16 protein-coding genes and 1 pseudogene are annotated in these 21,177 nt (G+C 60.5%); 13 read left to right on the top strand and 4 right to left on the bottom strand.

What is annotated here, in order from left to right; genetic code table 11:
- The first annotated feature begins 11 nt into the window (after window positions 1–11).
- The 13 genes and pseudogenes from tssL to NOV72_RS11895 all read left to right on the top strand — a co-directional run bounded on the left by tssL (window position 12) and on the right by NOV72_RS11895 (window position 17,165).
- Window positions 12–1,286 carry a type VI secretion system protein TssL, long form gene (gene tssL, locus NOV72_RS11945; protein WP_106854785.1) on the top strand — a complete coding sequence of 425 codons (1,275 nt, stop codon included), beginning with the start codon at window positions 12–14 and terminating at the stop codon, window positions 1,284–1,286.
- A 30-nt stretch (window positions 1,287–1,316) separates the two neighbouring features.
- A complete protein-coding gene (tssM, locus tag NOV72_RS11940) occupies window positions 1,317–5,339 on the top strand; it encodes a type VI secretion system membrane subunit TssM (protein ID WP_106854784.1) in 4,023 nt (1,340 codons plus the stop codon).
- Between the two features lie 52 nt (window positions 5,340–5,391).
- Window positions 5,392–7,214, top strand: a pseudogene (locus tag NOV72_RS32725) (type VI secretion system Vgr family protein); the annotation flags it as partial.
- Window positions 7,212–8,171, top strand: a complete 960-nt coding sequence (locus NOV72_RS32715; RefSeq protein ID WP_245933002.1) for a DUF2345 domain-containing protein — start codon at window positions 7,212–7,214, stop codon at window positions 8,169–8,171. The pseudogene NOV72_RS32725 and the gene NOV72_RS32715, both read left to right, overlap by 3 nt.
- A 16-nt stretch (window positions 8,172–8,187) precedes the next feature.
- On the top strand, window positions 8,188–8,469 hold the full coding sequence (locus tag NOV72_RS31935; RefSeq protein WP_146149993.1) for a hypothetical protein: 282 nt from the start codon (window positions 8,188–8,190) through the stop codon (window positions 8,467–8,469).
- Complete coding sequence (locus tag NOV72_RS31930; RefSeq protein ID WP_146149992.1) at window positions 8,453–9,259, top strand: lysozyme inhibitor LprI family protein; 807 nt, start codon at window positions 8,453–8,455, stop codon at window positions 9,257–9,259. Before NOV72_RS31935 ends, NOV72_RS31930 begins: the two co-directional genes overlap by 17 nt.
- A gap of 100 nt (window positions 9,260–9,359) precedes the next feature.
- The gene (locus NOV72_RS11930) at window positions 9,360–9,932 is read left to right on the top strand and encodes a hypothetical protein (protein WP_106854783.1); all 573 of its coding nucleotides are present in this window, start codon (window positions 9,360–9,362) and stop codon (window positions 9,930–9,932) included.
- 998 nt (window positions 9,933–10,930) lie between these two features.
- Window positions 10,931–11,635 (top strand): TagK domain-containing protein, encoded by a 705-nt coding sequence (locus NOV72_RS11920; RefSeq protein WP_106854781.1) that lies wholly within the window; start codon window positions 10,931–10,933, stop codon window positions 11,633–11,635.
- The gene (locus NOV72_RS11915; RefSeq protein ID WP_106854780.1) at window positions 11,632–12,444 is read left to right on the top strand and encodes a type VI secretion system accessory protein TagJ; all 813 of its coding nucleotides are present in this window, start codon (window positions 11,632–11,634) and stop codon (window positions 12,442–12,444) included. The genes NOV72_RS11920 and NOV72_RS11915 overlap by 4 nt, the downstream gene beginning before the upstream one ends.
- Complete coding sequence (gene tssE / locus NOV72_RS11910; RefSeq protein ID WP_425428725.1) at window positions 12,431–12,985, top strand: type VI secretion system baseplate subunit TssE; 555 nt, start codon at window positions 12,431–12,433, stop codon at window positions 12,983–12,985. Before NOV72_RS11915 ends, tssE begins: the two co-directional genes overlap by 14 nt.
- A gap of 69 nt (window positions 12,986–13,054) precedes the next feature.
- Window positions 13,055–14,947 (top strand): type VI secretion system baseplate subunit TssF, encoded by a 1,893-nt coding sequence (tssF, locus tag NOV72_RS11905; RefSeq protein WP_106854778.1) that lies wholly within the window; start codon window positions 13,055–13,057, stop codon window positions 14,945–14,947.
- Window positions 14,947–16,020: a type VI secretion system baseplate subunit TssG gene (gene tssG / locus NOV72_RS11900; RefSeq protein WP_106854777.1), complete on the top strand. Its 1,074-nt coding sequence runs from the start codon at window positions 14,947–14,949 to the stop codon at window positions 16,018–16,020. Before tssF ends, tssG begins: the two co-directional genes overlap by 1 nt.
- Window positions 16,017–17,165, top strand: a complete 1,149-nt coding sequence (locus NOV72_RS11895; RefSeq protein ID WP_106854776.1) for a type VI secretion system protein TssA — start codon at window positions 16,017–16,019, stop codon at window positions 17,163–17,165. Before tssG ends, NOV72_RS11895 begins: the two co-directional genes overlap by 4 nt.
- Window positions 17,166–17,242: 77 nt before the next feature.
- Here NOV72_RS11895 and ruvB read toward each other — a convergent pair whose 3' ends face one another.
- The 4 genes from ruvB to purH form a co-directional block, all read right to left on the bottom strand.
- A complete protein-coding gene (gene ruvB, locus NOV72_RS11890) occupies window positions 17,243–18,301 on the bottom strand; it encodes a Holliday junction branch migration DNA helicase RuvB (protein WP_106854775.1) in 1,059 nt (352 codons plus the stop codon).
- Between the two features lie 58 nt (window positions 18,302–18,359).
- Window positions 18,360–18,941 (bottom strand): Holliday junction branch migration protein RuvA, encoded by a 582-nt coding sequence (gene ruvA / locus NOV72_RS11885; RefSeq protein WP_106854774.1) that lies wholly within the window; start codon window positions 18,939–18,941, stop codon window positions 18,360–18,362.
- Between the two features lie 21 nt (window positions 18,942–18,962).
- Window positions 18,963–19,505, bottom strand: coding sequence for a crossover junction endodeoxyribonuclease RuvC (ruvC, locus tag NOV72_RS11880; RefSeq protein ID WP_106854872.1), 543 nt, complete (start codon window positions 19,503–19,505; stop codon window positions 18,963–18,965).
- An 88-nt stretch (window positions 19,506–19,593) separates the two neighbouring features.
- Window positions 19,594–21,159 carry a bifunctional phosphoribosylaminoimidazolecarboxamide formyltransferase/IMP cyclohydrolase gene (purH, locus tag NOV72_RS11875; RefSeq protein ID WP_106854873.1) on the bottom strand — a complete coding sequence of 522 codons (1,566 nt, stop codon included), beginning with the start codon at window positions 21,157–21,159 and terminating at the stop codon, window positions 19,594–19,596.
- Window positions 21,160–21,177 lie beyond the last annotated feature (18 nt).

The following is a 21,177-nucleotide window of genomic DNA, read 5'->3' as shown; positions in this document are numbered from 1 at the left end:
GTTCTAACTCCATGAGTCAACCCTCCAATTCCGCCTATCCGCCGGACGCCACAGTAGCGTACGCGGACGAACCGTATCCGACGAGCGTGACCTCGAACGGGCCAGTGCTTGACGCGATCCCGCTTCGCGACCGATTGATCGCCGTCAGCGAGGCGCGCAATCCGCTGCTCGAGGCCGCGCGTCCGTTGCTGCGAGCGCTCGCCGACATGCCGCAGCATCTCCAGGCCGGCGCGGGGTTGCGGCTGCGTGAGTTACTCGAGCAGGAAGTGAGGAGCTTCAGGCGAATCTGTGAGCAATCGAATGTCAGGCGCGATCACATGATCGGCGCAAGCTATTGTTTATGCACTGCGCTCGACGAAAGCGTCGGGCAGACGACTTGGGGGCTCGCGGCCGACGCGGCGGCGGACTGGATCCGCAAGGGGCTGGCTTCGACTTTCCACGAAGACACCAAGGGCGGTGACAAGACGTACCTGCTGATCGGCCGGTTGCTGAGCGACAAGCAGGAGCACCGCGATCTGCTTGAAGTGATCTACCGGATTCTGAGTCTCGGCTTCATCGGGCGTTATCGATACGACAGCGACGGCACACGCAAGCACGACGCCGTGCGCCAGCGTCTTTACACCGAGATCACGGCTGGCCGCGATGCGTTGCCGATCTCTCTGTCTCCGCACTGGCAATCGGACGCGCGGCGCAAGCGCATGTCGCTGTACGACTTTCCCGTGTGGCTCACCTTCACTGTGCTCGCGGCGTGCCTTATCGGTTTGTTCGGCGTCTACAAGTACCAACTGATGAGCCGCAGCGCGGAAGTCCAGAAGCAGATCGCCGATATCGGTCACCTGACGCCGCCGCCCGTGCCGGCTACGCTGCATCTGAAGGACCTGCTCAAGGATGAGATCGCTGCGGGCACGGTCAGCGTCGACGAGGACGCGAGCCACAGCGCGGTGACGTTTCGAGGCGACGCGATGTTCCAGCCGGGCGGCGCAGCCGTCAAGACGACGATGAACGGGCTGATCGCGAAAATCGCCGGCGAGGTCGTCAAGGTGCCTGGAAAGGTGACCGTCCTCGGCTACACCGACAACGTCCCGATCCGCAGCCGCGCTTTCGCTTCGAACCAGGCGCTATCGGAGGAGCGAGCCGCGCAAGTCATGCAGATGCTGCAATCCGACGGCGTGGCGGCAAACCGTCTCACGGCCGAGGGCAAAGGCGAAGCGGACCCGGTCGGCGATAACAGCACCGTGCAAGGCCGCGCACAGAACCGCCGTGTTGCGATCGTCGTCACGCACTGACGCGTAACGGATCAAACTCCGAGACATCACATGAAGAAGTTTGTATCGTTTGTGGCCTCGCGCCAGTTCCTCGCCTTCGTGGCGCTCGTGATCGTCGCGCTCGTCGTGTGGTTCGTGGGACCGTCGTTCTCGTTTGGCGAGATTCGTCCCCTGATCGGCATCGGCATGCGCGTGGTCGTTATCGCGCTGATGTTTGCCGGTACGCTGTTCTGGCTCGCCGGATGGTGGCTCAGTGTTGTCGTAGCGACTGCGCTGTGCCTGTTGATCTGGAACGCGTCTTCGCTGATCGCCTTCGGGCAGAACGCGCCGTTCGAGTCGGCCGCCACACGCGTGGCGACGATCGCGGTGGTCACCCTGCTGTTCGTCGTGTACTGGGGTTTCCGCATCGCGCAGCGGATGCGCGAAGACGCCACGTTTCTGAAGAAGGTCATACAGTTCGGCCGCGCGAAAGAAGAGTCACCGGCGGCAGGCCGTCTCAAGCGGCTTGAACCCATAGTGTCTGGCGCGATCGCCCGTCTGAAGTCGATGCGCACCGGCGCGCGCGGCATCGGCAAACTCTTTCAGGGTCAGCGCTACCTGTACGAATTGCCGTGGTACATCACGCTCGGCTCGAATGGTTCGGGGAAATCGAGCGCGCTATTGAACGGCGGCCTGACGTTCCCGGTGGCCGAACAAATGCAACACGCCGCCGGCGAAGTGAACGGCGAGCCTGCTTCCGTTGACTGGTGGTTGACGAACGACGCCGTGCTGATCGATACGATCGGCTACTACACGCGACACGGCACCTCGCGGAGCAGTCGCATGGCCTCCGCATTGACGTCAGCGGTCGACACCGCGCCCGTTCGGGAACCGGCTGCGAATGGGCAGCCAGACGCAGCGGCCAAGTTGAGCGAGCCCGCGCCGGCAAAGCTCGCACCTGTCGATCCGCAAGAACTCGACCGCGCGGAATGGCTGGGCTTTCTCGGCATGCTGCGCCGCCATCGTCCGCGCGCGCCGATCAACGGGGCGTTGCTGAGCGTCGATCTCGAAACGCTGCTCAGTGGCGACGAGCACACTCGAATCGCCGAAGCGGCGGCGTTACGCGGCAGGCTGAACGAACTGCGTCAGGAACTCGGCATCCGCTTCCCGGTGTATCTGATCGTGACCAAGCTGGACCGGCTGACGGGCTTTTCCGAGTACTTCAGTTCGCTGACCTCCGAAGGTCGGGCGCAGGCCTGGGGCTTCACGTTGCCCTATGCGAAGGAAACCATTGCGAAAGAGGGTTTGCATGCACGCTGTCACCAGGAACTGAAGCTGCTCGCGGATCGGCTGGCCGCCGCGATCGACACCCGCCTTCAGGATGAACACGACGTCACCCGGCGCCGTCGTCTGTGCGCGTTGCCGGAGGAATTCGGGGCGCTCGCACATCGACTGATCGACCTGCTCGATCGCGTCTTTCTCGATTCCCGCTACGACGACACGCAACTGCATTCGACCTTGCGTGGCGTCTATTTCACGAGCGCGCAACAGCGCGGCGTCGAACTCGTGGCCGATCAGCGCACGGTGACGCAGCGCCTCTTCGCTTCGCTGTCGAGCCGGCCCGATGGTGTGTCGCTGCCCGAGACGCATCAGAGCTACTTTCTGCAAGGCCTGCTTAATCAGGTGGTGTTTCCGGAGGCGCATCTGGTCAGCCCGAATCTGCGCTGGGAGTACCGCTACCGGCTGTTGCGGCTGGTCGGTCACACACTCGCGCTGGTTCTGTTCGCGTGGCTGGCGATGGGAATGTACGTCAGCGTCGGCCACAACGGCCGCTATCTGGACATGATGGAAGGCAAAGTCCACGCGTTGGCCGCGCGTGTCACCGGACTGTACAAGGATCCGAAGCCCGAGGCGGTGCCCGACGTGCTGACCGAGGCGCGCTATCTGCCGACTTATTCCGGGCTCGACTTGTCCGATCCCGACAGCGCGTGGCGCTACGGTTTGTACACGCCGGGCGCGATCGTCGACGAAAGCCGCGTGACGTACCGGGCGCTGGAGGACAACCTGCTGTTGCCGCAGATCGTGCGGCGCATGGAAGCCGTGATTTCGCAAGGCATCGCGAGTCAGGATTCCAGAATGACCTACGACGCGCTGCGCGTGTATCTGATGCTGCAAGACAAGTCGCGCTATGACGCCGACACCGTCAAGGCCTGGGTGCTCGATGACTGGGCGAAAAACGATAGCGCGGCGGCTTTCGGCGGACGGGCGTCGATGATCGATCACGTCCAGCAATTGTTCTCGGGAGAACGCGTGGTGCAGTCGCCGCTGATCCGCAACGATGCGCTGATCCAGCAGGCACGCGCCTTTCTCGACGGCAGCAATGCCACGGAGCGTCTCTATCAGCGCGCCAAGGAAGCAATGATGAAGGAGGCGCCCGACGAGTTCACGTTGTTGCGCGCGGTGGGGCCGCAAGCCGGCACGGTCTTCACTCGAGCGAGCGGAGCGCCGTTGTCGCGCGGTGTCCCGGGACTCTATACGTACGAAGGCTATCGCAACTTGTTCGACAAGCGGCTGTCGGAGTTCGTCCAGATCGCCCGTGACAACGATGCATGGGTGATGGGCCGCTCCTATTTGGGAGATGCTCAAAAAAAAACGGCTGACGTGATGCGATCCGCAGCCGGTGCGGACGACGCCCTGACAGATGCCGTGCGCCGACAGTATCTGCTCGAATACGCTCAGCAGTGGGATGCCTTCCTCGGCGACATCCGCACAGTCAGCGGCACGAGCCTCGCATTCGACCTGCAAGTGCTGCGCAGCTTTGCCGCGCCCGACTCGCCGCTCGCGCGACTGGTGCGTGCGGCCACGCGGGAAACCACGCTTACGCAAAACCAGGCTGCGCCGGATGGCTCGCTGCTTCAGAAGGCCACGAGCCAGATCAGCCAGAAGGCGGACAAGACCCTCGGGATTCGAGCCTCGGAGCGCGTCGAGCGCGAGCTTGTCGACAGCCATTTCGCCGCGCTGCGCGAAGTGGCGACCGGCAACTCGGACTCGCAGCACGGCGAGCAGCCGCCCGGCGGCGCGCAAGCCGACAAGACCGGGCTCGACGGCGTCACCGCGCTGCTCAACGACTACTACACGGCGCTGACGATCTCCGACAACGCGCTCGTCAACAACAGCATGCCGCCCGCGAGTGACGCGGCCGCCAAACTGAAGATGACGGCCAACACGATGCCTGCACCGTTGCGCACGGTGTTGCTGCAACTCGCGGCCAATGGCTCGCGCGAAGTGAATCGGGGCATTGGCCAGTTGCTGTCGCGTCAGTTGCAGGCGGTCGTTGGCGACACCTGCCGGCTGATCGTCGAAGGCAACTTTCCGTTTTCGCCGACCAGTACACGCGATGTCGGCATCGACGATTTCACGCGCGTGTTCGCAGAGGGTGGCGTCATCGATGACTTCTTCAATAAGACACTGGCGCCGTTCGTCGATACATCGGCCAATCCGTGGCGCTACCGCACGCTGCCAGGCGCGACCGAGCCCGTGCAGGGACCAGACCTCGCGCCGTTCCAGAACGCCAAAGTAATCCGCGATGTGTTCTTCAACGATCCGGCGAAAAAGCAGATGACGTGGAAGGCGGACATCCGCGTGATTGAGCTCGATCCGAACGCGATGAGCCTGTCGCTCGACATCGACGGCCAGGCGATGCTTTATCAGCACGGCCCGGTCACACCGTTCACGGTGACCTGGCCGGGGCCGCGCGGCGGCGCACACGTCGAGCTGACCGCGAATCCCCGTATCAGACCAGACACATCGACGATTGCCGTAGATGGGCCGTGGGCGTTGATGCGTCTGATCCAGAAGGGGCAGGTGACGGAAACGGCGAGTCCGGGGCGCACGCGCGTGGCTTTCATGTTCGACGGCCGCAGGGCAGTGCTCGATATCGACACTGTGGGCAGCGTGCCCAATCCGCTCACGAGCGACGCACTGAAATCATTCCAATGTCCGAGTTCGATGCCGACCTTCTTGAGCCTGCCTGACAGCGGCCCGCCGCCGGGCCTGCCGGCCGCTCCGATGGGTGCAAGACTGAACGCGACTTGATTACCGATAGCGCGTACCTCGGTGCGTGCGAACGAACGAGAAGGAAAAACGTATGCACATTCCGCAACAGGCCCGTGTCGTCGAGATATCGGGCGCAGCGCTTCCGCAATGGGCCGGACAGTCCGTGCTGGCTGTGACTTCGCTCGACGGGCGCGAGAAGCTCGGCAAGCTCTACTCATATACGGTCGCGCTCAAGACGCATCATGCGCCGGCGCTGCCGGTTTACAAGGCGCGCTCGTTGGTTGACGCCAGCAAGCTGACCGGCACTGAAATCTCGCTGTCGATCGCGTTCGAGGGCAAGGGCGAGTTCTTACCCGGCTTGCCCGGCAATCTTGGGCTAGGCAACGTGGGGGCAGGCACGCGCGTCGTTACCGGACTGATCACACAGTTCGCGCTCACCGGAGAGGACGACAAGCACACCTATTATCAAGCGACCGTGAAGCCGTGGTTGTGGCTTGCAACGCGCAATTGCGAGAACCGCATTTTTCCGAACAAGAGCGTGGTTGAGATCACGCAGGCGGTGCTCGACTCCAAGCTGTATCCATTCCAATATGAATTGCGGCTTGCCGCTCCCGGGCTGCGCGGCATTTATCCGAAGCGCGACTACGTCCGCCAGATGTGGGAATCCGATTTCCAGTTCCTGACCCGGTTGTGGCGCGAATGGGGTCTGTACTTCTACATGGACGGTTCGACGCTCGTGCTGTGCGATTCGCCAGGTGGACATCGGCCTCATGACAACATGTATGACTCGATCCGCTATCAGCCGCCGATCGGCGCGCGTATCGATGAAGAGCATATTCATCGATTGAAAGTTTCACACGCGATCACCGCCGGCGCGGTGACACTGACGGACTACGATCCCACGCTTTCCCGAGCAAAACTGACCGACAAGGTTGAACGCGAGAGCTTCGCGCCTTTCGACAACTCCGAGCATTACAGTTGGGGTGAGTTCTCCCAACCGCGCGCGGGAGCGACCGGCCTGGCTGGCAAGCCGAACGACTTCGTGGGCGAGGCGCACTACCTGGCCGGCGTGCGCGCCGATGCGCTGCGCGCCCGGCAACTACGCCTGAAGGGACGAGGCAATCTGCGCGGCCTGGCCGTCGGGCACACGTTCTTCTTGACCGATCATCCGGACAAGGCGGCTAACGCAGAGTATCTGGTGATCGGGGCCGATCTGCACATCCGCAACAACGGCGAGACCAGCGGCGAAGACACGTACCGGTGCCGCTGCGACTTCGTGTTGCAGTTGGCGAATGCATTTTTCAAGAATCAGCCGAGGAACAAGCCCCAATGCGGCGCGGAGACGGCAGTGGTGGTGGGCCCGGATGAGCAGTCCATGTGGGTCGACGGCTACGCGCGCGTGAAGGTTCAGTTTGTTTGGGACCGAGTTGGTCAAAAGGACGAGCGGTCGAGTTGCTGGGTGCGGGTGTCGTCGCCTTGGCAAGGAAGCAACTTTGGATTCATCGCGCTGCCGCGCATCGGGCAGGAAGTGACGGTGAATTATCACGAAGGCGACCCGGATAAGCCGTATATCGCCGATAGGCAGGTGAACGATTTCAACCAGCCGCCGTGGCAGTTGCCGAAGAACCAGGCGTTGACGGGCTTGCGCAGTCGCAGTCTGGAGGGCAGTCAGTCCAATCAGATGGTGATGGATGACACCCCGGGGAAATTGCAGGTGCAGGTAGCGAGCGATCATGCGAACTCGCGGTTGGTGCTCGGCTATAACACGCGGATCGAAGGGACACGGGGAGGCGGGAAGAGCGTGGGGAAGGGTTTGAGCTTGCGACGGAAGCGCAGGGAGTACTGCGGTCGAATCGAGGGATGTTGATCACGACCGAGGCAAAGGATGGTGCTAATGCGCCCGCGAAAAATATGCCGGCTACAAGTCAGCATCTGCGGGAGGCCTGTCGGCGACAGGAAGACCTTGCTTGCTTGGCGGTGAAAAGTGGCGCTCAGGTATCTCGGACGGATCAAGGCGAAATCGCCCAGCGCTTGAAAGCGCAAAACGCTGCTATCAGCGAAGGTCTCGTTGAATCGAACAATCCTTTTCCCGAGATCGAACGTCCAGATATCGTGATTTCCAGCTCAGAAGGAATTGCGATGTCTGCTTCCTCAAGTGCCCATATCGCCAGTAAGGAAAACATTGCAATGACGGCGGGAGGCAGCGTCGCGCTCGCCAGTCAAAAATCAATATTTGCGAGTATTCGAGAGCGGCTCGTAGTATTTGTGCAACGCTTCGGAATAAGACTAATTGCATCCTCGGGAGATATCGAGATCAAAGCCCAGAGTGATGATATTGAAATCATTGCGGATCAAGTTCTGAGGCTGATTAGTTCCAAAAAACGAATCGAAATTGCCGCGGGCCAAGAAATCCTGCTTCATGCTAGAGGCAGCTATATTCGAATCAATGGAACGGGAATTGAGCATGGCACGCAGGGTTCTTGGGCCGCATACGCAGCTAGCCACGCCTTGCCTCAACAGAAAGCAGTTCCGGTTAAAGGATGTCTTCCTGGCATGCCTGGACCTTATAGCATTCGCCTCGATGCCTACGATGAATATTGGCTACGAAATTTCGACGAGATCGAATACATTGTGAAGGCAGTAAGCGGAGAGGTCATTAAGACGGGAACACTAGACAAACACGGTCGCACAGATCGGATTTTCACCGAGGCCGCTGAGGAACTGGATGTGTTAGTCGGCACCACCGGCGGCTGGCTCGTGGAATCGGAGGATGCCGAATCTTCCCATCCCACAACAGTTACAGTCGCAGAGCATTTGCTCGGCGAAGATAATAACCATTACGTGAATCGCGAGTACGAAATCCTCTCATAAAAGAAAGAGAACTGGAATGCATAAGAAAACCGACGATCACCGCGCCTCGTCTATACGCCTGCGCTTGCAGGATCGCCTCGGAAACCCTATCCGAGGCTTGGAAGTGGAAATTCGAGGGTTGAACGAAGATGCCACTCGTCTCTACCACTCAGCAAAGACCGATGCTGAGGGAGTCTTACACTTTGTGGTGGCTAGGGGGAATGAAGTTGCAGTTCAGGTCAAACGGCTGACCGACGATATACGAGCGGTACCTATAACTGGCAACACTGATGCTAAAAACAATGAAAATCACGATTAAATGCCTGATGTCGTTGACGTTTTTTCTGGTCGTTCAAATGGCTAGCGCAGTTGAAAGCTACATTTATACAGGTGTTGCAAAAGTCGGTAAAAATGATGCGTCGCCGCATTTATTCTTGCCCTCTAACCCGGCTTACTCTGGATCGGCCTCAATTAGTGAGGCTGAATTCACTTATTCGAATAACTACGGGGATTTGCACTGTTCAGTTCCGGTCGACAAACATGCCAATTTTTCGTTCGATGTGATTGCGGCCCAGAATTTTGGAACATCAGAAGATTTCGAGAAATTCATGTTCAAGAAGTTTGGCCTGCGATACAACGAATTCACGGATTCATATTTATTGGGGGGCAATGCCAAGGAAGATTGTCGAGCATTCAAATATTCGAAGATTTATACTTCGAAAGAAAGCATAGTGGTTTGGAGTGAGGATTGGATGTATGTATTTCGGCATCAGAACGTGCCTGTTAGAGATGCTACTCGCGCTCTTGAATGTCAGAGGGCAAGATCGAATGTCGAACGTATGACCTGTGCAAATCGAGAACTGATGGTGTTCGACGCGGCTGTAAACCTTGGATTCGTAGAAATGCAAGACAGCTTTTCGAAAGAGATTTCGGCTGAAGATCCGGTTAGAGTAGATCAAATAAATTGGCTTCGCGACGTTCGGAATAACTGTGTCGATACGGCTTGTCTTTTCAATGCGTATAAGGCGAGAGTCGCTTATTTCAAAAAAAGACTATCCGCGCGATACCCATCTTATCCGCAAAAGGTGAGTAATCCACAGTACGACTAGTAGGCGATCGGAGGGGCTGGAGGGGGCGTCCGAGAACACCGCAAGATTGCAGCGTCGAAAGTCCATGGATATCCGATATTCAAACAGACTGAGTTAAGCTATGGAGTTCCAAAAGATCGCATCAATTAGAGCCATCATTGCGATGACGATGCTGGTTTTGTCGACAGCGGGCGTCGCGCACGGATTCTGGTCGACTGCTGACTGCATAACGAAAGAAGAGTCAATGGCTATTCGTCGCGCATTCTTTTCAAAGCTACCGAACACTGAGGCATTTGCTGCATACGCGGGTAACGGAAGGTTCAAGATTTTTACGAATGTGGCTGCGGGAGCCGCTTTGGAGACGGAAGTCGCGTCCCTCGAAAAGGAAATTTCATGGTTATCAAACTTAATGAAAAACCATTCACGCCTGTTTTCGGATATTTCGCAGTTCAAGTCTGTCAAGTTCACTTATGTGAGAGGTCGTTTACGAGGTGCTCGAGTGTCGGTCGATAATCTCCAGAGTTCGACGCGGTTCCCTAAAAACGAATGTGTGGAGCAGGTTAGTTACGATATATCGGAAGGAGTGTGCGCAAAGGCCCAAAAAGTTAACATACTGACGTTTGACTTTACGAAAGAGAAAAACAAGGTGGGACTCGCAGGGGTCGAGCTATATATTTATCCGTGTGACGAATAATGGAGGTCGGTAAGTCGAGAACGAATAGGCTGCAAATGTTTTCGGGGAAAATAATTAGATTATTAGCGTTTGACCTTCACATTTCGCTGACGTCGAGGGGTGGTGCAGGCGGACGAGCTTTCGTCCCCGAATTTGAGTGCGCAAGTCGGGGAGTCGATGGCGTTTCGAAAGCCAGGCTGTATGGATAGCGTTACAGTCAATTTTGCGAGCTAGTTAGAAAGAAGCCAGCCCGCGGGCAGTGTGGAGAATAAGAGATGAGACGCTCGACGGGCAACATGAGAATAGATTTGACTAAATGAGCATCGAATTAGCAACGGATAACCAGCCACGGTGAGGCCTTAGATCTCTCCGGAAATTTGAGAATAAATATGAAAATTGTCGGTTTTTGTTCAGTCTGCGACATTTTCTGACGGAGACGCTCGTACTGATGGAAAGGGCGGCACGGATATTTGTCGCTCAAGATCCTCGGACAATGTGGCGACATACGCAGTTCTCACTCTGGTTAGCGACCGGCTCGTCGATCATCAGGTGATTGGGGTGATCGATACGGAGGAACGCTTTTTGACACGCGATTTCTACATCGATAAGAACTACCAAATCTTCGTCTATTCGAGAGAGCCTAAGACTGGTATCAAGGCATCCCGAGAATTGGTTGGCAAGTATCAAATTCAACCTGAAGGCAAGATAGCAGCGCTGAAATAATCTTCGTTTCGGCTTATTTCTCTGTCAGTCGGAAGTTCGCCTCCGACTTCGGGCACCGTAGCGACATCCGTTGGTCTCGTTTTGTCTCCTGTATGACATCGGTCGAGTTTTTCCCGAAGGCTGGGCAATGTGCGGCGCTACAGGTCATCTAGTAGCCAAGCGACGACAGCGTCGGTCCGTCTCCGCGCCGAAACCGTAAGAGCGTAACTATTCTTCACACAACCAAACCAACCGATAGACGTCGCTTGGCGCGTACTGTCTAATACGCATCTCGAAGTTAGTTAAGTGTTCTTACTATGCCGATGTTGAAGCTTCCACGGTGGCGTCGAGGTGCCGCTTCGGAAGGAAGAGTCGCCAGCGAATCGCGCGCGCCCGACGACGCTCGTCAGCGCACGACAGACAGCGACTGGGCAGACCTTATTTCCGACGCCGACGACCGGTTGAACAGCGACCCGGTCCTCGGCCTCGTAGGCGGAGCGTCTGACGAGGCCGAACTCGAATCGATACGCGCCGAAAAGAAGCCGGTACCGGACCGCAAATCGGACACATCGAGAGCATCCGATGCTTCGAGAGAACTGATCAATTCATTGCAACGCCAGTACTGGCGCGCGCTTGCCGATCCACATGACGTCCTGATGGGCTCGTGGGCCTGGCAAGCAAACGAACCTGCGCCTCCGCCGATGATCGAGGCTGCGGAGCTTGGCTGGCAGGCTCCGAAGGCATCCTCGCAGTACGAATCGATCGAGGCGCTGCTGTCGGGTCAACGCACGCTCGAAGACGCCTTCGGCCAGATGACGCCCGGTCACGACGACCTCGAAGTGGATTCCGTGCCCGAAGTGTTGCGTCTTTTCGCGCCCGTCGAATATCACGCCGCGGAGGCGCGTCGTACGGCCGCCCTGCCGCCCGCCTTGAATCGGCGGGAGCATCACGTATTGTCGGTCGACAGCGCTTTCGTTGCACCCGCGTCCGCCGATCACGAAGAAAAAGAGGATCTTGCATGACGTCATTCGAACAGCAAATTCAGGAAGCCGAAGCGAAAATTCGCGCGCAGCCGGCCAGTGCCGCTCATCGCTGGGCCTTGTTTCAACTTCTGTGTATGACGGGCGACTGGACGCGTGCCATCCAGCAATTGCAATTGTGGGCGAAGCTCGGCAAGGAGCAGGATCGCATGGCGCAGGTGTTTCGTGATCTGATTCGGGCGGAGTGCTGGCGCGCGAAAGTCATGACCGGCGAGGAACGGCCTTCCTTCGTGCTGGAGCCGCCCGCCTGGGTCGAAGGACTTGCCGAAGCCCTGCGCCTCAGTGCCGAAGGCCGTATCGACGAAGCCGATGCCACGCGCGAGGCCGCGCTGGATGCCGCGCCGCTCACCGTCGCGCGAACGCCGCAAGGCATCGCCGAGTGGGTGGCGGATAGCGACTCCCGCCTCGGCCCGGTGTTCGAGATTGTTACGGCCGGCCATTACCGCTGGGTTCCGTTCGCCGACATCGCCACGTGGCACGTCACTCCGCCGAGCGCGCTCATCGATCTCGTTTGGGCGCCATGTGTGCTGACACTGGTCGACGGCAGCATCGTGCGCGGCTTCGTTCCCGCCCGCTATGCAGGCTCGGAGTCCGGCTCCGACGCCATCCGCCGCGGCCGGGAAACGCTCTGGCGCGAATCCGGCCGCACGGGCGTCATCGCGCTCGGGCGAAAGACGTGGGCAACGGCGCAAGGAGACTTCGGGGTGTTCGACTGGCTGCTCGCCGATTTCGGTGCACGCGCGACGGCGGACGCGCAGGTAGCTCAAGAGGGTGGCCGTGACCCGTCGTAAAGTCCCGCTACCCGATGCCGGCAACGCGTTTCGCCCGCCGCGCCGCGCCGACCCGCGCATCATGCCGACCCTGCTCGACCGCCTGCGCGACGACGAACCGCGCAGGCAATCCGAGTCACCCGACGAGTACGCCGTGTCGAAGCAGCAGATGCGCAGCATCATTCAGCGCGACCTGACGTATCTGCTCAACGCGACAAACATCCAGGACCGCATCGATAGCGAGCGCTATCCGCAAGCGGCGGAGTCCACGGTCAACTTCGGGGTGCCTCCGCTCACGGGTGAATCTGTTGCGTCGCTGCAATGGCCCAACATCGAGCAGAGGCTTCGACGTGTGATCGAGCGATTCGAGCCCCGCCTGCGCCCTGACTCGCTGACTATCCGCGCGCTGGACGCGGAAAAGGCCGCGGCGCATCGCAATGTCCTCTCGTTCGAGGTTCGTGGCGAAATCCAGATGGACCCGTATCCACTCGAATTCATGGTGCAAAGCTCGCTCGATCTCGAGACGAGTCAGATCAACATCACCGGTGCGCGCGCGGATTGAGCTTGCAGGCGAACGTGCACGCATGCAGGCCACCGTGCCAACGAACAGAAGGACACGACGAGACTCTCAATGGATCCTCGACTGCTGGATTACTACAACCAGGAACTTGTCTACATGCGCGAACTCGCAATGGAGTTCGCGCAGGCGCATCCGAAAATCGCGCGTCGGCTCGGCATGCAGGCTGGCGAGGTGGCCGACCCATACGTCGAACGGTTGATCGAATCGTTCTGCTTCATGGCCGCGCGGACGCAACTCAAGCTCGATGCGGAGTTCCCGCGCTTCACCGGCCGGCTTCTCGAGGTGATCTATCCGAACTACGTCGCGCCGACACCATCGATCGCCGTCGCCCGGATCTTCCCCGGCGGTCAGGCAGGCTCGCTCGGCAAGGGCCATAAGGTGCCACGCGGCACCACGTTCACCTCCAGTATTGCCGAAGGCGAGAAGACCGCCTGCACCTTTACGAGCGGTCAGGATGTCACGATCTGGCCGGTGCGGATCAAGGAGGCACGCCTGACTGGCGTTCCGCCGGACATCCCATCGCTGAATCGCTATGTGCCACCAGACCGCCAGGTGCGGGGCGCGCTACGTCTCAAGCTCGAGACGACGGGCGAAATCGGCTTTGCGGAAATCGCGGGTCTGGACCGGTTGCCGGTGTACGTGGCCGGTGACGAACAGGTCGCGTCACATCTTTACGAGTTGGTTCACGTGTCCAGTCTCGCGACCGTGATCGCCGCGCCGGGCCAATTCGATTCGACGTCGCATCGTCCGTGCTTCGTGATGGAGAACGCCGTTGAGCACGACGGCTTACGCACCGATCAGAATCTGTTGCCGCTGACCTGGACGAAGTTCCACGGCCACAACTTGCTGCACGAGTACTTTGCATGCCCGGCGCGTTTCTGGTTCTTCGCCCTCAATGGACTGGCGCGCGGGCTTTCGAGCATCGGCGGGCGCGAAGCCGAGATTGTGATCCTTCTCGATCGCGCGCCCGGGCACCTGGCCAATCTGGTCGATGCATCGCGCTTCGCGCTGTACTGCACGCCGGTCATCAATCTGTTCGAGAAGCACACGGACCGTGTCAGGCTAGAGCCAGGCGACACGGAATGCCATGTGGTGCCGGCGCGTCTCGCGCCGCTCGACTACGAGGTCTACTCCGTGCAAACCGTCTACGGACAGGTGGAAAAAGAGTCGGAAGAGTTGTCCTTCAGGCCGCTCTATCAAACGCTGAACAACGACGAGGGCAACTACGGCCGTTACTTCTCGATTCGCCGTGAACGCAGGCTTCATTCGGATTCCGCGCGCCGCTATGGAACGCGTACGCCGTATGTTGGCACGGAGGTGTTTCTGTCGCTGGTGGATCAGAAGGAAGCGCCGTATCCCGAAGGGATCCGCTATCTATCGGTCGATGCACTGGTGACGAATCGCGATCTCGCGACGCTCGTTCCGCGGAACGGCGAGGACGACCTGGACGTGGGCGAATCGTCCGGGCCGATCGCGAGCATCGGGCTGATACGCGCGCCCAGCGCGCCGCGTCCGCCCTATGCGGATCGGGAGATGGCGTGGCGATTGATCCGGCAACTCAACTTCAACTATCTGGCGCTGGAAGATCTGGATCACCGCCCCGGCGGACAGGCGCTGCGGGACCTGCTGCGACTGTACGTGATGGACGACGAGAGCGACTATCAGCGTCAGATCGAAGGACTCGTCGGCGTGAAGACGCGACCGGTGACCCGCAAACTGCCCGGCACGGGACCGATGACCTTCGGACGTGGCATCGAGTGCACGCTGACCATCGATGAAACCGGCTTCTCCGGCGCGAGTCCGTATCTCTTCGGGCTGATTCTCGAGCAGTGGCTCGCGCGTCATGTGTCGATCAACAGCTTCACGCAAACGCAATTGCATTCGATGCAGCGTGGCCTCGTCCATACGTGGCAAGTGCGCACCGGTACGCGCGGAGTCGTGTAATGAGTCGAGTGACGCTCCCCGACCTGATCCGTGGCAATACGCTGTCGTCCGAAATGCTCGAGACGCTGGAAGCCGAGCCGTGGCGTCATGGCTTTCTGGCGCTGTTGCGCAGGATCGCCGCGTATCCTGGCCTCGAAGCGATCGGCACCGCGCAGCGCCCAGGCACCGAGCCGTTTCGTCTCGGACAGACACCAACGCTGGCTTTCGCGCCGCGCGATATCGCGAACGTCGAGCGATCCGGCGATCATCTCCGGATCAGCCTGTTTGGCCTGGGCATGCTGGGTCCGAACGGGCCATTGCCTATCCATGTAACCGAAATTGCGCGTGATCGGCAGCAGGGCCGCAACGACACGACCACGGTCGATTTCTTCGACATCTTTCATCACCGCGCGTTGGCGTTGTTCTACCGGGCGTGGGCTTCGGCGCAAGCGACGGCGGGCCTGGATCAGGCAGATGACGAGATATTCTCGTTCTACATCGCGAGCCTCACCGGTCAGGACGCAAACGAGATGCGTGACCGGGCGTTGCCGTCGCATGCGCGGCTGGCTGCGTCGGCGCATCTCGTGCGCGAGTCGCGAAATCCCGAAGGCTTGCGCGCCACGCTCGCGCACTACTTCAGCGTGCCAGTCGAGATCGAAGAGCGTATTTTTCACTGGATCGACATCGACAAGAAAGACCAGGGCCGGATCGGTGCCGCCGGAGCGGGCGCGATGATGGGCCGGGGCGCGATGCTCGGACGGGTCGCCCCTGACCGACAGCACCGGTTTCGAATCGTGATCGGCCCAGTGGATCTGAAGTCGTACCTACGCTTCACGCCCAAAGGTGCGGATCTGCCGCACCTGGTCGAATGGGTTCGTGCCTTCGTCGGAAAGGAACTCGGATGGGAACTCGAGTTGCGCATCAATCCCGCGAGTGCGCCACCCGCGCAGATGGGCGGCGAGCAGCAGATGGGCTGGTCAGGCTGGCTCGGCCGTCCGAATCCCGATCGGCCGATCAAGGGCATGGTCTTCGAGCCGGAACGCTATGCTCATCAGTTCGGGCGTCGCAGTCCAATCACACAAGTAAGCACATGACCTCTCAAACCGTGGACAAGCGGCACGCAGGCAAACAGAAGCGGCACAGCGCGGACGCTGTCAAACCCGAGGGCGCGCCCCGTGAATGGATCACGCCTGTCACAGCCGCCGAACCGTGCGGGCCGGACCTCGAATACGACCACGACTTCGTCGTGCTGTTCGCCAGCACCGTGGCCAAGCAGGACGTGCAGTACGGGGCATTCGTCGGCGCGGCCGATCCGATCAACTGGGGCGAAGTAGACCGTGACTGCCGGCGATTGCTGAGCCGCACGAAGGATATCCGGGTAGCGGTGCTGCACGTGCGCTGCCGGACTCGCCTGGCGGGCGCGACGGGGCTGGCCGAAGGCATGGGCCTGCTTGCCGCCTGGCTCCGGACGTACCCTCGACAGGTGCATCCCCGCGAGGGGGCGGAGTACGGGCGTGGCGAAGCGCAGGAAATGCGCATGAACGCGCTGCTCGAACTGGTCGATCCGGAAGGGCTGATGGCCGACGTGCGCGAGATCGCGCTGGGGAAATCTACAGTTGCGCGTCTGCGGATGCGCGACGTCGAGCGCGCTTTTGCGTTTCCGCGCCCGGCCGATGCGCTCGCGCCAGATTCGGTCGTGCAGCAATTGCGCGACTTGCGGATGCAGCAGTCCGCGACGATGACCGCATTCGAAGAAACGCTGGCGCATCTCGAAATGATTGACGCGTGGTGCGGCGAGCAGTTGGGTGACAACCGGCCAGACCTTGCGCCGTTGGTGAGGCTACTGGAACTGTTGCGGCCTTCTGCATCCGACGAGGCCGAAGCGGTGACTCATGACGAGCCGCTCGCGGCCGAGGCGTTGACCGAAAAGGTCGAGCCCGGCATGCAAGACGAGGAGGTGCAGACAAGTCTCAGTCGCGCAGATGAAGTCGAGACTCAGTCTACCGAGTTGCCCGCAGAAGGGAGCACGTCGTCTGCGCGGTTGGGGCTGCACGCCGCGCCAAACGACCGACAAAGTGCGCTGGCATCGATTCGCGCTGCGCGGCTCTGGTTCGAGGTGCATGAGCCCAGCAGTCCGATCCCCGTATTGCTGAAACGGGCGGAAGCGTTCGTGGGTAAGCGTTATTCGGACGTGGTAAAGGCCATTCCGGCCGAATTGCTGGCGGAGTGGGATATATAGATCGGTGTACCTTCGTTCGCCGCTCCTGACTGTCACTGCTCTCACGAGGTGGTGTTGGTCCGGCGGCGTGTCGTGAATTACCCTTTTGTATCCCAAAGATCCCGAATCGGCCCCGCATCCGGCGCGGCGATGCCAAAGTGCCGATACGTAAGCATCGTCGCGACGCGTCCGCGCGGGGTGCGCTGCAAGAACCCCTGCTGGATCAGATACGGCTCCAGCACGTCCTCGATCGTATCGCGCTCCTCCCCGATTGCCGCAGCGAGATTGTCCACGCCGACCGGCCCGCCATCGAACTTGTGAAGGATCGCTTCGAGCAGCTTGCGGTCCATCAGGTCGAAGCCGACGGGATCGACGTCGAGCATCTTCAGCGCACGGTCGGCGACGTCGGCGGTGATCATGCCGTCCGCTTTCACTTCGGCGTAGTCGCGCACCCGGCGCAGCAGGCGGTTCGCGATTCGTGGCGTGCCGCGCGAGCGCTTCGCGATTTCCAGCGCGCCCTCGTTCACGATGTCCGCCTTCAACAGCGACGCCGACCGCGCCACGATGCGCGCCAGTTCGCTCGCGTTATAAAACTCCAGCCGCGACACGATGCCGAAGCGGTCGCGCAGCGGATTCGTCAGCATGCCCGCGCGCGTGGTCGCGCCGACGAGCGTGAACGGCTGCAAGTCCAGCTTCACGCTGCGCGCGGCCGGTCCTTCGCCGATCATGATGTCGATCTGATAATCCTCCAACGCCGGATAAAGGATTTCCTCGACGACTGGTGAAAGCCGGTGAATTTCGTCGATGAACAGCACGTCGTTCGCTTCGAGATTGGTCAGGAGCGCGGCGAGATCGCCCGCGCGCTCCAGCACCGGCCCCGACGTCTGCCGCAGATTCACGCCCATTTCGCGCGCGATGATGTGCGCGAGCGTCGTCTTGCCGAGACCCGGCGGCCCGAACAGCAGCACATGATCGAGCGCTTCCGAACGGCGCTTCGCCGCTTCGATGAAGATTTCGAGCTGGCCGCGCGCCTTTTCCTGCCCGATGTATTCGTCGAGCTTGTGCGGGCGCAGCGCGCGCTCAAACGCTTCTTCGTTCGGCGAGACGGGCGTGGCCGAGATAACGCGTTCGGCGGCGAGTTTGTCGGTTTCGATCATGATTCGATTGTAACGCGTGCTTATCTGCTGCGAAGTCGGCCAAATGGCCTAGGCAAAATTACGCTTTCGACAACGATTTCAACGCCAGCTTGATGCCTTCGGACACGCCCGTTCCCGCCGGCACGTTCTTGATGGCGGCAAGCGCTTCCTTCTCCGAATATCCCAGCGCGAGCAGCGCATTCAGAATGTCCGATGCGTGGTCCGATTGCGACGCCGCGCTCGCCATCGCGCCGAGATCCGCGCCGAACTTGCCTTTCAGTTCGAGCAGCAGCCGTTCCGCCGTCTTCTTGCCGATGCCGGGTACGCGCGTGAGGCGCGCGGCGTCCTGCGTCGTCACGGTCTGCGAGAGTTCCTGCACGCTCATGCCCGACAGCACCGCCAACGCCATTCGCGCGCCGATGCCGCTGATTTTCAGCAACTCGCGGAACGTCGAGCGTTCCTGCGCGGTGAGAAAGCCGTACAGCAAATGCGCATCCTCGCGCACGATCAACTGCGTGAGCAGCACGACCTTTTCGCCGGTATTCGGCAGGTTGTAGAAGGTGCTCATCGGCACGTCGATTTCGTAGCCGACGCCGCCGCAATCGACGAGCAAGTGCGGCGGATTTTTTTCCAGCAGAATGCCGGCGATGCGACCAATCATGTGTTTTGAATTCTCGAAAAATCAACCGATAAGCCGGCCACGCCGCACGCGCAAGCCTTTCTTCGCAAGCCCCGGCGCGATGCCGCCCAGCGCCGCGAGACCCGTGCCGCCGTGCGCATGACAGATGGCCATGCCGAGCGCGTCGGCGGCGTCGGTGCTCGGCACGCCGGACAGGTTCAAGAGACGCACGACCATCTGCTGCATTTGTTCCTTGGTCGCGCGTCCGTAGCCGACGACAGCCTGCTTCAACTGCAGCGCCGTATATTCCGCCACCGGCACGCCGCTCGCGACAAGTCCGCAAATGGCCGCGCCGCGCGCCTGCCCGAGCAGCAGCGTCGATTGCGGATTGACGTTGACGAAGACCTTTTCGATCGCGGCCTGATCCGGATTGTGCTGCGTGATGAGCGTCGAAATTCCGCTGAAGATCGTGCTGAGACGCGAAGGCAAGTCGGCGTCGGCCGTCTTGATGACGCCGCTCGTCACATAAGTCAGCGTGTGTCCCGTCTTGTCGATGATGCCGAAGCCCGTCACGCGCAGGCCGGGGTCGATGCCTAGGATTCTCATTCGTTCGCGATGCGCGTAGTCCAAATCAAAAAGGCCTGCTTGCGCCGTTCGAGCGCAAACAGGCCAATCTTAAATGAAGCAGGCGTGTTTAATGACGGAAATGACGCGTGCCGGTAACGATCATCGCGACATTGTGCTCGTCGGCGGCGGCGATCACTTCGTCGTCGCGCATGGAGCCGCCCGGCTGGATCACGCAGGTCGCGCCCGCGTTCACGACGACGTCGAGGCCGTCACGGAACGGGAAGAACGCATCCGACGCCACCGCCGAGCCGTTCAGCGTCAGGCCGGCGTTCTGCGCCTTGATGCCCGCGATGCGCGCCGAATCCACGCGGCTCATCTGGCCCGCGCCGACGCCGAGCGTCATGCCGCCGCCGCAGAACACGATCGCGTTCGACTTCACGTACTTCGCGACGCGCCACGCGAACATCAGGTCGTCCATTTCCTTAGGCGTCGGATGGCGCTTCGTCACGACGCGCAGTTCGTGCGGCTGCACGTTCTTCGCATCGAGCGATTGCACGAGCAGGCCGCCGCCGACGCGCTTCAGGTCGAACGTGTTGTGACCGTCGCCGAGCGCGATTTGCAGCAGACGCACGTTCTGCTTCGCCGCGAACACGGCGCGCGCCGCCTCGCTGAACGACGGCGCGATCAGCACTTCGACGAACTGCTTCGCGACGGCTTGCGCCGTGGCTTCATCGACTTCGCGATTGAACGCGATGATGCCGCCGAACGCGGAGGTCGGGTCCGTCTTGAACGCCTTCGAGTACGCTTCGGCCGCATTGGCGCCAACGGCCACGCCGCACGGATTCGCATGCTTGATGATGACGCACGCGGGCGCGTCGAACGTCTTCACGCATTCCCACGCGGCGTCCGAATCGGCGATGTTGTTGTACGACAGTTCCTTGCCCTGCAACTGCTCGTAGTTCGCGAGCGCGCCGGCGGGCACGGAAAGATCGCGATAGAACGCCGCGCTCTGATGCGGGTTCTCGCCGTAGCGCAGGTCCTGAACCTTCTCGAACGCCATGTTGAAGGTCGCCGGATATGTGTTGCGGCTCGCGTGCTGGAGTTCTTCGGTGAGGCTCGTCAGGTAGTTCGTGATCGCGCCGTCGTATTGCGCGGTGTGCGCGAACACTTTCGTCGCGAGACGGAAGTTCGTCTTGTAGCCGACGGCGTTATGGTTCGCGCGCATTTCGTCGAGCACGGCGGCGTAATCGGCCGGATCGACGATGACCGTCACGTCGCGATGATTCTTCGCCGCCGAGCGCAGCATGGTCGGCCCGCCGATATCGATGTTCTCGATCGCGTCTTCCAGCGAGCACTCCGGCTTCGACACCGTCTGCACGAACGGATACAGATTCACGACCAGCAGGTCGATGGTCGGAATATCGTGCTTTTCCAGCGCGGCCATGTGCTCCGGCAGGTCGCGGCGCGCGAGAATGCCGCCATGAACTTTCGGATGCAGCGTCTTCACGCGCCCGTCGAGCATTTCCGGAAAGCCGGTGTAGTCGGCGACCTCGGTCACGGGCAGGCCCGCGTCGGCGAGCAGTTTCGCGGTGCCGCCGGTCGAAAGGAGCTTGACGCCGAGCGCCGACAGCGATTTGGCGAAATCGACGATGCCGGATTTGTCGGAAACGGAGAGGAGCGCTTGCTTGATCATGATGAACACTGAAACCGT

It is taken from the genome of Caballeronia novacaledonica (assembly GCF_900258035.1).
In the GTDB taxonomy this organism is placed as follows: domain Bacteria; phylum Pseudomonadota; class Gammaproteobacteria; order Burkholderiales; family Burkholderiaceae; genus Caballeronia; species Caballeronia novacaledonica.
This window is presented reverse-complemented; position numbering and strand designations above follow the sequence as displayed.